Annotated in this window: 14 protein-coding genes; 6 read left to right on the plus strand and 8 right to left on the minus strand. The window is 66.8% G+C overall.

The annotated features are described in order from the left end of the window. Positions 1–92 precede the first annotated feature (92 nt). Positions 93–656: an alkyl hydroperoxide reductase subunit C gene (ahpC, locus tag HLH45_RS09290; protein ID WP_003488826.1), complete on the minus strand. Its 564-nt coding sequence runs from the start codon at positions 654–656 to the stop codon at positions 93–95. A 202-nt stretch (positions 657–858) separates the two neighbouring features. Between ahpC and prmC the strand changes: the two genes are divergently transcribed. Both prmC and pip read left to right on the plus strand, forming a co-directional pair. Beyond that, entirely contained in the window at positions 859–1,719 is an 861-nt protein-coding gene (prmC, locus tag HLH45_RS09295) for a peptide chain release factor N(5)-glutamine methyltransferase (RefSeq protein ID WP_008576354.1), read from the plus strand. Positions 1,720–1,953: 234 nt separating this feature from the next. Then, complete coding sequence (gene pip / locus HLH45_RS09300; RefSeq protein WP_008578123.1) at positions 1,954–2,895, plus strand: prolyl aminopeptidase; 942 nt, start codon at positions 1,954–1,956, stop codon at positions 2,893–2,895. A gap of 210 nt (positions 2,896–3,105) precedes the next feature. Here pip and HLH45_RS09305 read toward each other — a convergent pair whose 3' ends face one another. From HLH45_RS09305 to HLH45_RS09320, 4 genes are read right to left on the minus strand one after another with little or no spacing between them, the layout of a single operon-like run. Further along, positions 3,106–3,894 (minus strand): N-formylglutamate amidohydrolase, encoded by a 789-nt coding sequence (locus tag HLH45_RS09305; protein ID WP_008578124.1) that lies wholly within the window; start codon positions 3,892–3,894, stop codon positions 3,106–3,108. Continuing rightward, a complete protein-coding gene (locus HLH45_RS09310) occupies positions 3,887–4,438 on the minus strand; it encodes an NUDIX hydrolase (RefSeq protein ID WP_008578125.1) in 552 nt (183 codons plus the stop codon). Before HLH45_RS09310 ends, HLH45_RS09305 begins: the two co-directional genes overlap by 8 nt. Next, the gene (locus tag HLH45_RS09315) at positions 4,435–5,421 is read right to left on the minus strand and encodes a 5'-3' exonuclease (RefSeq protein WP_008578126.1); all 987 of its coding nucleotides are present in this window, start codon (positions 5,419–5,421) and stop codon (positions 4,435–4,437) included. Before HLH45_RS09315 ends, HLH45_RS09310 begins: the two co-directional genes overlap by 4 nt. Beyond that, positions 5,418–5,993, minus strand: a complete 576-nt coding sequence (locus HLH45_RS09320; RefSeq protein WP_008578127.1) for a nitroreductase family protein — start codon at positions 5,991–5,993, stop codon at positions 5,418–5,420. Before HLH45_RS09320 ends, HLH45_RS09315 begins: the two co-directional genes overlap by 4 nt. Positions 5,994–6,585: 592 nt before the next feature. Between HLH45_RS09320 and HLH45_RS09325 the strand changes: the two genes are divergently transcribed. Together HLH45_RS09325 and HLH45_RS09330 are read left to right on the plus strand one after the other, a co-directional pair. Further along, positions 6,586–8,943 carry a PacR family protein gene (locus tag HLH45_RS09325; RefSeq protein WP_033479528.1) on the plus strand — a complete coding sequence of 786 codons (2,358 nt, stop codon included), beginning with the start codon at positions 6,586–6,588 and terminating at the stop codon, positions 8,941–8,943. Positions 8,944–9,089: 146 nt separating this feature from the next. Further along, positions 9,090–10,187 (plus strand): NAD(P) transhydrogenase subunit alpha, encoded by a 1,098-nt coding sequence (locus HLH45_RS09330; RefSeq protein ID WP_008578130.1) that lies wholly within the window; start codon positions 9,090–9,092, stop codon positions 10,185–10,187. Positions 10,188–10,606: 419 nt separating this feature from the next. Here the strand turns inward: HLH45_RS09330 and HLH45_RS09335 are convergent, their stop codons facing one another. The 3 genes from HLH45_RS09335 to HLH45_RS09345 are packed head-to-tail and all read right to left on the minus strand — an operon-like array spanning position 10,607 to position 12,014. Continuing rightward, positions 10,607–11,098, minus strand: coding sequence for a DUF3106 domain-containing protein (locus HLH45_RS09335; protein ID WP_011346513.1), 492 nt, complete (start codon positions 11,096–11,098; stop codon positions 10,607–10,609). A gap of 5 nt (positions 11,099–11,103) precedes the next feature. Continuing rightward, positions 11,104–11,454, minus strand: a complete 351-nt coding sequence (locus HLH45_RS09340) for a hypothetical protein (protein ID WP_008578132.1) — start codon at positions 11,452–11,454, stop codon at positions 11,104–11,106. Continuing rightward, positions 11,451–12,014 carry an RNA polymerase sigma factor gene (locus HLH45_RS09345; protein WP_008578133.1) on the minus strand — a complete coding sequence of 188 codons (564 nt, stop codon included), beginning with the start codon at positions 12,012–12,014 and terminating at the stop codon, positions 11,451–11,453. Before HLH45_RS09345 ends, HLH45_RS09340 begins: the two co-directional genes overlap by 4 nt. A gap of 123 nt (positions 12,015–12,137) precedes the next feature. On the opposite strand from HLH45_RS09345, the gene HLH45_RS09350 reads away from it, so the two are divergent. Both HLH45_RS09350 and HLH45_RS09355 read left to right on the plus strand, forming a co-directional pair. Continuing rightward, on the plus strand, positions 12,138–12,443 hold the full coding sequence (locus HLH45_RS09350) for an NAD(P) transhydrogenase subunit alpha part 2 (RefSeq protein ID WP_008578134.1): 306 nt from the start codon (positions 12,138–12,140) through the stop codon (positions 12,441–12,443). Then, positions 12,440–13,897 carry an NAD(P)(+) transhydrogenase (Re/Si-specific) subunit beta gene (locus tag HLH45_RS09355; RefSeq protein WP_046932510.1) on the plus strand — a complete coding sequence of 486 codons (1,458 nt, stop codon included), beginning with the start codon at positions 12,440–12,442 and terminating at the stop codon, positions 13,895–13,897. The genes HLH45_RS09350 and HLH45_RS09355 overlap by 4 nt, the downstream gene beginning before the upstream one ends. The last annotated feature ends 492 nt before the right edge of the window (positions 13,898–14,389 follow it).

Here is a 14,389-nt window from a genome sequence, read left to right on the forward strand (position 1 = left end):
GGTCGGGATGCGTGCTGGCGGCGGCTGGCGGGCAGCCCGGCACCGGCTCCGGTTCACCCCCGGCCCTTATCGGGCCGGAGGTGACAGCCGGCTTAGATCTTGCCGACCAGGTCCAGCGACGGAGCCAGGGTCTTGGCGCCTTCCTTCCACTTGGCCGGGCAGACCTGGCCAGGATTGTTGGCCACGAACTGTGCCGCGGTCAGCTTGCGCAGCGTCTCGGTGACGTCGCGAGCGATGGAGTTGTCGTGGATTTCCAGGGTCTTGATCACGCCTTCCGGATTGATGATGAAGGTGCCGCGCAGCGCCAGGCCTTCTTCTTCGATATGCACGCCGAACGCGCGGGTCAGCTTGTGGGTCGGGTCGCCGATCAACGGGAACTGCGCCTTGCCCACGGCCGGCGAGGTCTCGTGCCACACCTTGTGCGAGAAATGCGTGTCGGTGGTGACGATGTAGACCTCGGCGCCAGCCTTCTGGAAGGCGGCATAGTTGTCGGCGGCGTCTTCCACTTCGGTCGGGCAGTTGAAGGTGAACGCGGCCGGCATGAAGATCAGCACCGACCACTTGCCCTTCAGGCTGGCTTCGGTGACTTCGATGAAGTTGCCGTTGTGGTACGCATTCGCCTTGAACGGCTGGACCTGAGTGTTGATGAGAGACATTGAGTTTCCTCGTGCGGTGAAAAGGGGGCGGGGGATGGAACAGGCGCCATGGTAGGCAGGATCGATAGATTCCTCAAATCGATTGATGGAATTGCATAGATAGTCTTAGGCTATCGACTCGTCAGATGGCATCTAGCGCAATCGCGGTGCACGCCATGGTCGATAATGGTCAGCCGATGTTGCGTGTAGGTGAACAGCCCGTATGTCCGACGATCTCGCCGCCATTCCCGCCGATCAGCTGCTTCGCCGCGCCGCCGGGCGGGTCGAGCGCGGCGATGCCGAAGCACTGCTGCTGCACGCGCTGGGCCGTGATCGTGCCTGGTTGTTCATGCACGGGCGCGATGCGGTGCCTCTATCGGTCGCGCAGGCCTTCAATGCCCTGGTGCAGCGCCGTGAGGCCGGCGAGCCGGTGGCCTATCTGACCGGCTCGCGCGGATTCTGGACGCTGGACCTAGCGGTCTCGCCGGCCACGTTGATCCCGCGCGCCGATACAGAAGTGCTGGTCGAGCTCGCGCTGGAGCGCCTGGACACCGTGCCAGGCCGTCGTGTCGCCGATCTGGGGACCGGCAGCGGCGCGATCGCGCTGGCCATCGCCAGTGAACGTCCGCAGGCGCAGGTGATCGCCACCGATGCCAGCGCCGCGGCGCTGGCGATGGCCCGGCGCAATGCAGACAGCCATGGGCTGCGCAATGTCGACTGCCGGCAGGGGAGCTGGTTTGCGCCGCTGGCTGGCGAGGCTTTCGACCTGATTGCCAGCAACCCGCCGTATATCGCCGCCCACGACCCGCACCTGAAGCAGGGCGATCTGCGCTATGAACCGGCCAGTGCCCTGGCGTCGGGCAGCGACGGGCTGGACGATATTCGCCTGATCGTGGCCGATGCGCCTGCGCATCTGGTGCCCGGCGGCTGGTTGCTGCTGGAACACGGCTGGGATCAGGGGGCGGCGGTGGCCGAACTGCTGGCCGCACGCGGCTTCGCTGCGGTGGCCACGCATCAGGATCTGGAGCGGCGTGATCGCGTGACCTTGGGGCGCTGGTCGCCAGCTGCGGGCCAGGCCGGCTGAGCAATTGCCGCAGCGTCATTGTCGGCAGACTGGCCGCGCGTTCCGAAGCGGAGCACGCGCGTTCGATCGAGCGGTCGTGCGCACCGAGTGCGCCCGCCTGCCGGCAAGCGCGCAAGGTCGATGTGCTCTTCAGCGCCTCGCCCCTCACCGCGCACCGGTCTTTTCGATCACATGGCGTTGCCCGTGTGCGCCCGCAGCAGCCGATACACTAGCGGTTTCCCGCAGGACCGACGCATGCGCACGCTCTATCCCGAGATCACGCCCTACCAGCAGGGCAGCCTGAAGGTCGACGACCGCCACACGCTGTATTTCGAGCAGTGCGGCAATCCGCAGGGCAAGCCGGTGGTGATGTTGCATGGCGGCCCTGGCGGCGGATGCAACGACAAGATGCGGCGCTTCCACGACCCGGCCAAGTACCGCATCGTGTTGTTCGATCAGCGCGGTTCCGGCCGGTCCACGCCGCATGCCGATCTGGTGGACAACACCACCTGGGATCTGGTGGCCGATATCGAACGGCTGCGCACGCATCTGGGCATCGACCGCTGGCAGGTGTTCGGGGGCAGCTGGGGCTCCACGCTGGCGCTGGCCTATGCGCAGACCCACCCGCAGCAGGTCACCGAGCTGGTGCTGCGCGGCATCTTTCTGCTGCGCCGCTTCGAACTGGAATGGTTCTACCAGGAAGGCGCCAGCCGGCTGTTCCCGGATGCCTGGGAGCACTACATCGACGCGATTGCACAGGATGAGCGCGGCGACCTGATCGCTGCCTTCCATCGCCGCCTCACCAGCGATGACGAGGCCACGCGCCTGGCCGCGGCCAAGGCCTGGAGCGTGTGGGAAGGCGCCACCAGCTTCCTGCATGTGGACGAGGACTTCGTCACCGGGCACGAAGACGCGCACTTTGCCCTGGCCTTCGCACGCATCGAAAACCATTACTTCGTCAACGGCGGTTTTTTCGAGGTCGAAGACCAGTTGCTGCGCGACGCGCATCGCATTGCCGACATTCCCGGCGTGATCGTGCACGGCCGCTACGATGTGGTCTGCCCGCTGCAAAGCGCGTGGGACCTGCACAAGGTGTGGCCGAAGGCGCAGTTGCAGATCAGCCCGGCTTCCGGGCATTCGGCGTTCGAGCCGGAAAATGTCGATGCGCTGGTGCGTGCCACCGACGGGTTTGCGTAAACGACCGCATGCACATCGATCAGAGTTCGCTTTGGTCGATGTGCATGATCACTCCGCGGCACGCGCTGAGGGGCGATGACATACGCATGACGTGTAGGAGCGCGCTTGCGCGCACTGCGGCATTACCGGTAACGCTCCATCGCGCGCAAGCGCGCTCCTACAGATTGCAGATGTTCAACGTGCCGGCATGCAGGCGCCAAACGCTGCTGCTCAAGGCGCCAGCAAGGCATCATCTGCCAGCGGCGGCAGGATGCGCGCCAGGCGCGCTGCCCAGGCCTGTTGCCCGGCCGCGTCGGCAATCAGGTCCTGGCGGATTTCCAGTTCCACATGCAGCAGGCCGCGGCCCTCGCCATACACCGGGATGGCGTAATCGGTGGCATCGCTGACCGCATACGGCTGGTTGTCGCCCACCACCAGGTCGGGTTCGGCACGCAGCGCCTGCAACAGGCGATGCGCCAGCCGCGTATCGCGGTGGTAGAGCACGCCGGCATGCCAGGGCCGCGCGTTGCCGGCCATGACCGGGGTGAAGCTGTGCATCGACACCAATATTGTCGGCTGACTGCGCTGTGCACGCGCATCCAGTTCGGCGGCGATGCGTGCGTGATACGGCGCGAAGATCGCAGCGATGCGCTGCTGCCGGTCGCTGTCGGTCAGGTGCTGGTTGCCCGGAACCAGGGTGCCGTCGCTGACCGCCGGCATCAGGCTGGGTGCGTCGTGCGGGCGGTTGCAGTCGATCACCAGGCGCGAATAGGTCTGCGCGATGGCCAACGCATCCAGCGCCTCGGCCAGCCGCTGCGTGACCTGCGCAATGCCGATATCCCAGCCGATATGGCGATCCAGCTCAACCTGCGGCAGGCCCAGGTCGGCCAGCCGCGCCGGCACGCGCTGGCCGGCGTGGTCGGCGATCAACAGCCACGGCGATGCGGCCTGCGCGTTGTGCACGGTGAACGGCGCCGGATCGTCGGCGCCGAGCAAGGGTTCGGTGGCTGCGTCAGCCACGCGGGGTGCCGTCCAATGCGTGATCGGCCAGATACAGGCCGGCCCACAGCTTGGGGTCCATCTGATAGCCCTCGGCCATCTTCTGCACCAGCCAGGCACCGACCTGCTCGCGTGGAATTTCGTGCACGGTGATGTCTTCGCTGGCATCGCCGCCGCCGTCGCCGACCTTGCGCAGACCGGTGGCGCGCACGAAGGCGATCTTCTCGCTGCTGGCACCGGCCGAGGTGGGGCCGATCATCAACACTTCGGCATGCTCGGCGGTCCAGCCGGTTTCTTCTTCCAGTTCGCGAATGGCCGACAGTTCGATCGACTCATCGGCATGCACATCGCCTACCAGTCCGGCCGGCATTTCGATGGTGCGTGCCTGCAGCGGCACGCGGAACTGTTCGACGAACAACATCGCATCGTCCGGCGTCACTGCCACGATGATCGCGGCCAGGCCGCCGGCATGCACACGTTCGGAATACTCCCAGGTGCCACGTACGACCATGCGCTGGTACTTGCCTTCGTAGACCACGGTGGGCGGGGTGTCGTGTCGGTTCATGGGCGGGGACCTTGTGCCAGGGAAACGGGAGGAAACGGTGCGGCGGCGCCGGTGCTGGCGGCCAACAGACGGCGCCGGGTGAGCGGGCCGAAGCGCAGGCTCTCGCACAACCCGGTGAGCATGTCCGCATCGGCGTGGGCACGCGTGAAGCCGGCTTCGGTCAGCGCCAGCGGCGCGTCGAGCGCGATGGTGGTGAGCTGACGCCACAGCAATGCGTGTTCGCGCTGTTCGCGCAGCCGCACCGCCATCTGCGCCGCGCCGCGCAGGCGCAGGAAGGGAATCTCGTCGATGCGCTCCAGCAGCGCATCCAGGCTGCCGAAGTGCGCCAGCAGCACCGCTGCCGATTTGGCGCCGATGCCGGTCACGCCGGGGATGTTGTCGATGGCATCGCCGCATAACGCCAGGTAGTCGGCGATCTGGTGGGCATGCACGCCATGGCGCGCCTTCACCCCGTCGATGCCCCAGCGCTGGTTGCGCGCGTAGTCCCACTGCTCGTCATGCTCGAGCAATAACTGCGACAGGTCCTTGTCGGCCGACACGATCACTCCGCGCAAGCCGTGCGCCCGCGCGCTGTGCAGCGCGCTGCCGATCAGGTCGTCGGCCTCGTAATCGCGGTGGGCCAGCACGCTCAGCCCGAGCGCTGCGCACAGCGCCTTGCAATGCGCGAACTGGCGGCGCAACGCATCCGGCGCAGGCGTGCGGTTGCCTTTGTAGGCCGGGTAGATCGCATGCCGGAAGCAGCTGTCCAGGGCTTCGTCAAAGGCAATGGTGATGTGCTGCGGATCCTCGCGTTCGAGCAGGTCCAGCAGAAACCGCGCAAACCCGTGCACCGCATTGGTCGGCCAGCCCTGCGCATCCTGAAATTCGTCCGGGATGGAATGCCAGGCGCGGAACACGTACAGGCTGGCATCCACCAGATACAGCGGGGTCGGGCGCCGGATGGCCAGCGGCGCAGCGTCGAGCGGGTCGGTCGGTGTGGTCACGGGGTCCAGTCGCGCAGCAAGGCACGCGGGTCCGGGCGCTCGCGTTCGGGCACCTGCATGCGCGGCGTGCCGATGTGGATGAAGCCGGCGATGCGTTCGTTGTCTTCCAGGCCCAGGTAGCCCGTCACCGCCGGGTCGTAGGCCATCCACGCGCTCAACCACTGCGCGCCGAAGCCGTGCGCCTGCGCGGCCTGCAGCAGCGCGAAACAGACGCAGCCGGCGGTGAGCAGTTGCTCCTGCACGGGCACCTTGTGCTCGGGGCGCAGCGAGGCGATCACCACGATCACCACCGGTGCGTCGCTGAAGCGTCCACGTTCCTTGGCAAGGGTGGCCGGCGATGCCAGCGGGTCGGCGGCCAGGGTGCGCTCGGCGAGGAAATCCCCCAGCGCAGCGCGTGCGGCGCCGCTGATGCGCAGAAAGCGGAACGGCACCAGCTTGCCGTGGTCGGGCACGCGCACCGCCGAGGTGAGCATGCGCAGCAAGGTGTCTTCATCCGGCCCGGGCGCGCCGAGTTGTTTGGAGGGAACCGAACGGCGCGCGTCCAGCGCCTGGAGCGAATACGGTGCGTGCATAAATCCGGGTCGGGGCAACGAGGCATTGAATTATAGACGGCCGCTTCCCAACGCTCGCCGCAGCATGGCCGGTGGGGGCCGTGGCCGCCGCGATCGACCTGATGTAATGGCACCCACCTGGATTTCATTGGCCGCGACGTTCTCGGAAAGTAGGCACGCTGTCGTGGATCAGCCCGACCTCCCGAGCGCCCGATGTTCGCCAACCGGCGTGGTGGCAGCTGTGCCTCGCTTCACCGGAGGAGCTGGCGATGATGGCGTTGCTGGACGGCCTGCGCCTGCACTGCGATGCCGCTGCGGCTGCGGCTGCGGCTGCGGCGCGATGCAAGGCGTGGCTGATGGTCCGGAAGCGCCCGCGAAGCTGAAGGCTTAACACCCGCAGGCGCAGAATGACTGCCGGCAAGCTCCACCGCGACGTGGCGAGCTAGGATGGCCGCTTGACACGCAAACCCTGGGCGGTCACGAGTAAAGTGAGTAACATGTCACACTTAACGGATGCGCGAACCGCCTACCATGCACGGGCGGAATTTGGGGCCGCGTCTGTTTTTTCTCGTTCGAAAATTTTCACGCCTGCAGAGGCGGGGAGCCTTTGCGCATGACTTTTCAGCCCAGTCCGTCGGGACACCCGGGCCGTGACCAACGCTTGCTCGAGCAGGCCCACGACGTGTTCGTGCCGGCGCTCGCGCAGGTTTTTGCTGCTGCAGTTGCGCATTTCGATGATGTGCTGTTCGACCGTGCCGAATCCGCTGGCGCGTCGCAGTTGCTGTTTCTCGATGGCATGCGCGAACTGCGCCGCAAGCGCGAAGAGGTCGCCCGCCAGTTCCGCCAACAGCTGGAAGACGGCTGGCAGGCGTTGGTGCTCGGCACGCCGTTGTCGGCCGAAGTGGTGCTGGCTGGCGACATGGGCAGCGGCCCGCTGAGCCTGGTGCCCGAGCACGTGCTCGAATCGCGGCTGGCTGTGCGCAATCTGGCCACGGTGCTGTTGCGCGATTTCAAACAAGTGCTGGCACGGGTGGACCGCCGACTGGGCTGGATCGCCGGCGGGCTGGAGCTGATGGCCGACACCAACCCGATTGGCCCCGAACATCTGGGTGTGGCGATCCACGAAGCCTTCGCCACCTGCGATCTGGCGCCGGAAGTGCGACTGGTGCTGATCAAGCTGTGCGAGCGCGATCTGGCCGAGCCGATCGGCAAGTTGTACGCACGCCTGGACGAAACCCTGGCCAAGGCCGGGGTGATGCCGGAAATTTCGCAGGCCAAGCGCGCGCCGCCGCGCGTGCAGCCGCGTGGCGAGACGCCGGAAGAGCGCGCCCAGGTCGAGGCGCAGGGCGGTCACGCCGAGGTAGGTGGCGACGATCAGGGTGATCAGTACGCACCGGCCTGGGCCAACCGTTTCCTTGACCGTTGGGCGCATAGCCGCGGCCGCATGCAGGCTGCGACGCAGCGCGGGCATGCCGATGGTGGCGGGGCTGGCGGCATGGACGGTGAGGCCGACCATCCTGGCGGTAGCCAGGGCATGCTGCTCGAGGCGCTGCACGAGTTGCTGCAACAGACCCGCAGCGTGCGCGACACCGCCGCTTCTGCCGCCACCGTCGCGGTGGGGCAGCAACGCCCGTTGAGCCAGCGCGAAATGATGTCGGTGCTGTCGCTGTTGCAGGCCACACCCAGCGCGACGCTGCAGGCGGCCATCGGCGACGACACCGAATCGCTTGCGCAGCGATTGAAGAACGAGGTGCTTTCCAGCGCCACGCGGCTGGGCGTGGACCCGGCCACTGCAAAGCTCGACCCGATGGACGAAGACGCCATCGACCTGGTCGGCATGCTGTTCGATGTGATGCTGGACGAGCGCGATCTGGAAAATCGCTCGCGCGAAATGATCGGCCGCCTGGTGGTGCCGTTCGTCAAGGTCGCGCTGCTGGACCGCAAGATGTTCGTGCAGAAGACCCACCCCGCGCGGCGCCTGCTCAACTCGCTGGCCGAGGCCTGCGAAGGCAACAACGGCGACAGCGCTGCCGAGCGCGTGCTGATGGGCAAGGTCGAAGAGATCGTCGACCGCCTGGTGGCCGAATTCAACGAGAACCTGGCGATCTTTCTCACCCTGGAGGAAGAATTCCGCGACTTCCTGTCGCAGCACCGGCGCCGGGTGGAAATTGCCGAGCGTCGTGCTACCGAGACCCAGCGCGGGCAGGAAAAGCTCGAACTGGCACGCAGCCGCGCGCTGTCGGAACTGGAGCAGCGTGCCCCCGAAGACGCGGGCCTGCCCAAGGCAGTGGACGACTTCCTGCGCCAGCCATGGCTGCATCACCTGACCATGGCGATCCTGCGCGACGGCGAGGAAGGTCCCGGCACCATCGAGGCCCTTGCGCTGGCCGACGGCGTGCTGGAAGAACTGGCCGAAGCGCGCCGCCATATCGTCGGCAAGCCATGGCTGCAGGTGTGGCAGCCGGCGCTGCACCGCGTGTTCGCCAGCGTAGGCCTGCACGGGGATGCGGTGGTGGTGGCGATCACCGCCTTGCACGACACCCTGCAGGCGATCGCCGAAGCGCGCCCGGAACTGGAAAAAGCCCTGCCGGAACTGCCGCAGGTCAATCTGCCGCCACCGGCTGCCGAAAGCGTCAGCGTGGTGCTGGGTGCCGAAGCGGTCGCGCAGAGCATCGACAGTGCCGACGCCGAACGTTTCCGCGCGATGGATATCGGCACGTGGCTGGATTTTGTCGACAAGGACGGCAAGGTGCAGGCCGGCAAGCTGTCGTGGGTGAGCCCGATTTCGCAGCGCCTGCTGTTCGTCAATCGACGTGGCGTGCGTTTCTGCGTCGCCTCGCCGGAAGAACTGGCGGTAATGGTGCGCCTGGGCCGCCTGCGCGAGCACATCAACGATGGCGCTTTCGACAGCGCCATGCAGGGTGTGATCGATCGTCTGGATCCGTTGCAGAACAACAGCACGGTGCACTGAGCGGTCCCGCGCGCATGGGTAGCCGCTGCGGCTTCCCGTAGACATGTGGCACGCGCGCGCTGCACTGGCGTCGTTGCCGGTACCGCCGGCAGTGGCGCCGCGCTCTGCTAGCATCGCCGCGACTGGGCGCAAGACCGGAGCAACGCATGGCTGTGCAGGTGCTGGTGCTGAAAGAACGGGCCGCTGGCGAACGCCGCGTGGCCGCGACGCCGGAAACGGTCAAGAAACTGGTCGCGCTCGGTGCCGGCGTGTGGATCGAGCCGGGAGCCGGCCGGGCCAGCAGCATGGACGATGCCGCGTATCTGCAGGCCGGTGCGCAGCTTGCCGGCGCCGACGCCGTGGCACAGGCCGAGATGGTGCTGTGCGTGCAGGCGCCCTCTACCGGGACCTTGCTCGGCTGCAAACCGCACACGGTGGTGATCGGCATGCTGGCGCCGGACACGGATCCGGCGCGCGCGCAGGCATTTGCCGCGCGGCAATTGATCGCGTTTCCACTGGAGCGCCTGCCGCGCACCACGCGCGCGCAATCGATGGATGTGTTGAGCTCGCAGGCCGGCATGGCCGGCTACAAGGCGGTGCTGATTGCCGCGCAACTGGCGCCGCGCTTTTTTCCGATGCTGACCACCGCGGCCGGCACCATGCGCCCGTGCAAGGTGTTGGTGATCGGTGCGGGCGTGGCCGGCCTGCAGGCGATCGCAACGGCCAAACGGCTGGGCGCGCAGGTGGAAGGCTTCGATGTGCGGCCGGAAACGCGTGAGCAGATCGCCTCGCTGGGTGCGCGATTTCTGGACCTGGGCGTGAGCGCTGCCGGCGAAGGCGGCTACGCGCGCCAGCTCAGCGACGACGAACGCGCCGAACAGCAGCGCCGTTTGGCCGAACATCTCACAGGTGTGGATGTGGTGGTGTGCACCGCAGCGGTTCCGGGCCGGCCGGCGCCGAAGATCATGACCACCGAGATGGCGCGTGGCATGCGCGCCGGCAGCGTGATCGTAGATCTGGCGGCGGAAACCGGCGGCAATTGCGCGGCCACCCGCCCGGGCGAAACGTATGACCTCGACGGCGTGGTCATCGCTGGCCCGCTCAATCTGGCCAGCCAGGGCGCAGTGCAAGCCAGCGAGATGTTCGCGCGCAACGTGTACGCCTTCGCCGCCTTGTTGATCAAGGACCGTGCGTTGACGCTCGACTGGGACGATGAGTTGCTGGCGAAGACGCGGTGGTCGGCGCCGGCGCCGACCACCGCGTAGGCGTCGCAGAAAGTTCGGTGCGTGCAATGCGGCAAGGGCAGCACGCTGCGCATCGCGAGCCGTCGTCGGTCCGGCGCTGAAGAGCGCTCTTTCGGGCAGGTTGAGATTTGGCGCGGTCAGGGATTTCGTGGTTGTCCTTGCAACCAGCGACGCAGCGAGGCCACCGATGCCACCGATGCCAGCACGGGTGCTGGCGTGCATCTGGTTGCCGCGACGTCATGCAGCTGCGTGCGCTACACACACTTACGCGGCCGCGCGCGCGGGGTGCGCAGGGTGCGCGTCGCTGCCGCGACTGGCCCTGGCATGCTGCAAGATGCCAAGCGCGACGGCTGGATCATATCCAGCGCCCATCGCAACCCTGCGCGGCGCCTGAGCAAACGCAATCCGCTGCTGCGACCGCTGCGCAGTGCTGGGAAACGTCAGTCCTCGACCGGCGGATGCTCGCGCAACCAAGCGCTGCGCTCGGCCGGGCTCATCTTCTGCCAGCGTTGCTGCAGTTCGTTGCGCTGTTGCGGGTTGAGCGTGCGCATGCGGTCGAACAAGGCCTTGGCCTCGCGGCGTTGCTCCGGACTCATGTTGCGGAAGCGGTCCATGCCGGCCTTGGCCTGCTTGCGCTGCTCGGGCGTCATGTCCAGCCAGCGGCGGGCGTGCCGGTACATCCTGGGACGTTCTTCGGGCACGTCGTTCCAGCGCTCGCGCAGCGCATCGATCATGACCTGGCGCTGCTGCTTGGTCAGTTGGTCCCACTCGGGCATGGGCGTCTCGTCACGCGGACCTTGGCCGCGTGGGCCAGGCGCGTCCATGGGCGGACCCGGGGGAGGAGGTCCGGGTGGGCCGTCCTGAGCCAGCGTGGAGGCGCATGGCCCGGTGCACAGCAACAGGGTCAACAGCAGGCGGGTGGTGTGGGTCATCGTGCTTATTCCATGGCCAGGGCGGTGTCGGAGCCGAGCCAGACATACAGGTCCGGGTTCTGGGCCAGCAGGTCGTCTGTCTCGGTGGTGGCGCTGGTGCTGGCAACCGGCGAGGTCGGCGCGGTGCCAGAGGAGACGCTTTGGCTCGGATGCAGCTGCAGGCCGATGCCGATCGCCAGCAGGCCCGAGCACGCGGTGGCCAGCAACCAGTAGCCACGTCGGCTGCGCGTCGGGGCCGCGGCGTGGCGGGCCTGGCGCAGGCGCGCCAGGGTTTGCGGCGGCAGGCTGGTCAGCGCGGTGGCGTGCAGCTGGCGCAGCTGCGCATCCAGCCGGGCGGGGTCGTGGGAGCGGTTCACAGGAAATCCTCGAACTGTTTTTGCAACGCGTCGCGCGCGCGCGACAGGTGGGTTTTGACCGAGCCTTCGGAGCAGCCCATCGCCTTGGCAGTGGTGGCCACGTCCAGGTCTTCGAGCACGCGCAGCGTGAAGGCTTCGCGCTGGCGCGCCGGCAGTGTGCGCAATGCATCGACCAGCCGTTGGTAGGCCTGTTGATGCTGTTGTTCGTCGACCGGTCCGGTGCCGGGGTCGGCCCAGTCGATCGGACCTTCGTCGTCGGCGCGCTCGGCCGGTGCCCAGAACTTCAGGCGAAAGCTGCGTCGCCGCTGCAGGTCGATGATGCGGCTGCGCAGGATGCTCCAGAACAGCGGCGTCCATTCCTCCGCCGGCCGCTCTCGATAGCCCAGCAGCTTCACCATGGCGTCCTGCACGGCGTCCAGCGCATCTTCGCGGTGCCGCAAGCCGGCCTCGGCAAAACGGAAGGCACGCGGCCCGATGCCGGCCAGAAATGCATCCAGCGACACCGGTGTGGTGGCGGCCGGTGCGGTAGCTTGCGGATCGAAAGGAGTTCCCACCAGCACAGCGTAGCTTCCGCGGAGACGATACGACGTCAACGAGCGAGCGCGGATTCGGTTGACAGGCGCCCGCACGGGCGTGGCGTGGGTATGATCGGCGGGCCGCACCGGCCAGTGGAGCCAGAGACGATGAGCGACGGATTCGTAGCGCTGTACATCTTCATGCTGGCGGCCATCGCCGGCCATGTGATCATCTCGCGGGTGCCGGTGATCCTGCATACGCCGCTGATGTCCGGTTCCAACTTCATCCACGGCATCGTGTTGATCGGGGCGATGGTGGTGCTGGGGCATGCCGACACCACACTGGAAAAAGCGCTGGGATTTGTCGCAGTGGCGCTGGGCGCGGGCAACGCAGCGGGCGGTTATGTGGTGACCGAGCGAATGCTGGAGATGTTCAAGTCCAGCAAGAAGCCGCCGGGCGGGGATGCGCCATGAACGTGTCTATTGCCCAATTGCTGTCGTGGCTGGTGAAGTCGAGCTATCTGGTGGCAGCGACCTTGTTCCTGCTCGGCCTGCAGCGCATGGCCTCTCCATTGAGCGCGCGCAGCGGCATCCGCTGGGCCGGGCTGGGCATGTTGATCGCCACCGTGGCCACGTTCTTCCTGCCCGAGCTGCACAACGTGCCGCTGATCCTGGCGGCATTGGCGATCGGCACCGGCGTGGCGTGGGGGTCGGCCAGGAAGGTCGCCATCACCGACATGCCGCAGATGGTGGCGCTGTACAACGGCATGGGCGGCGGCTCGGCGGCGGCGATCGGTGCAGTGGAGCTGCTGCGGTTTTCGTTCTTCGCCAATCGCGACACGGCGCACTGGAGCGCGCAGGCGATTGCGCAGCTGGCGGCGCGGCAGCCGGACACCACCACGGTGGTGCTGGCGGTGATCGGTTCGGCGATCGGGGCGGTGTCGCTGTCGGGGTCGGTCATCGCGTGGGCCAAGCTCGACGGCCGGCTGGACCGGCGGGTGACCTTCCCCGGTCAACAGGTGTTCAATCTGGTGGTGGCCGTGGCGGTGCTGGCCCTGGCCGTCTGGGCGGCGAGCAGTCTGCAGCCGTTGGCGATCATTGCGTTCTTCGTGGTGGCGTTGGCCTTGGGCGTGCTGATGACGCTACCGATCGGCGGTGCCGACATGCCGGTGGTGATTTCGCTCTACAACGCGTTTACCGGGCTGGCGGTGGCGTTCGAGGGCTATGTGCTCGGCAATGAGGCATTGATCATCGCCGGCATGATGGTCGGCGCCGCCGGCATCTTGCTGACGCGGTTGATGGCCAAGGCGATGAATCGGCCGATCGGCGGCGTGCTGTTTTCCAACTTCGGCGGTGGCGGGCAGGCGCAGGAAATCAGCGGTGTGCAGAAGCCGATCGAGGCCGGCGATGTGGCGGCGATGATGGCCTTTGCCGAGCGGGTGGTGATCGTGCCCGGCTATGGCATGGCAGTGGCGCAGGCACAGCACAAGATCTGGGAGCTGGCGCAGCGCTTGATGGCGCGCGGGGTCAAGGTGAAGTTTGCGATCCATCCGGTCGCCGGGCGCATGCCCGGGCACATGAACGTGCTGCTGGCCGAGGCCGGTGTGCCCTACGATCTGATCGCCGACATGGACGACATCAATCCGGAATTTGCCAGCACCGACGTGTCGCTGGTGATCGGTGCCAACGACGTGGTCAATCCGGTTGCCAAAACCGATCCGGCCAGCCCGATCTACGGCATGCCGATTCTGGACGTGGTCAATTCGCGCAACACGGTGGTGATCAAGCGCGGCAAGGGGACGGGCTTTGCAGGCATCGAGAATGCGCTGTTCTACGCCGACAACACGCGCATGTTGTACGGCGATGGAGCAGAAGCCGCTGGTGCGCTGGTGAGCGAATTGAAAGCGCTGGATGGCGGCGGGCATTGAGTGCTGGTGTGTCGTCAGGCGCGCTCGGATGCTTGAGGCAACGCACGGTCGGTCGTGTCCTGTTGCGTTACAGGGGACGCTTACACGCGCGGATCAACGCCAGGGTTAGTCGAAGGCGCGGCGCCCTCACCGCTCGCGGGACACGCCGTCAATCCGTGCCTGGAGGCTCGATGGCGGCATTCATGCCGCCAACGGTCCCGCAATCGGCAAGGGCACCGCGCCAGACAGTTTGCTGATTGCCTTGTTCAAGAACAAAGGCACCGGGGCAGTTTTGCTTGCTGCTCTTTTGAACGCTACGCACCCGACCAACGTGACTGGTCCTTGCCCGCCCACCGTCGCGGAACCCCCGGCGGCATGGATGCCGCCAAGGAGCTTACAAGGACGTACTTGCAGCGTGGCTCGCGATGGTGGGCGGGCACGGATCCTGCGGCAAACGCGCAGCGCTTTCCGATGTATCTCTGATGGGAGCGATGGCGCTTGACGAGCACCGGC

The organism is Xanthomonas euvesicatoria, from assembly GCF_013112235.1.
Taxonomy (GTDB): Bacteria; Pseudomonadota; Gammaproteobacteria; order Xanthomonadales; family Xanthomonadaceae; genus Xanthomonas; species Xanthomonas euvesicatoria.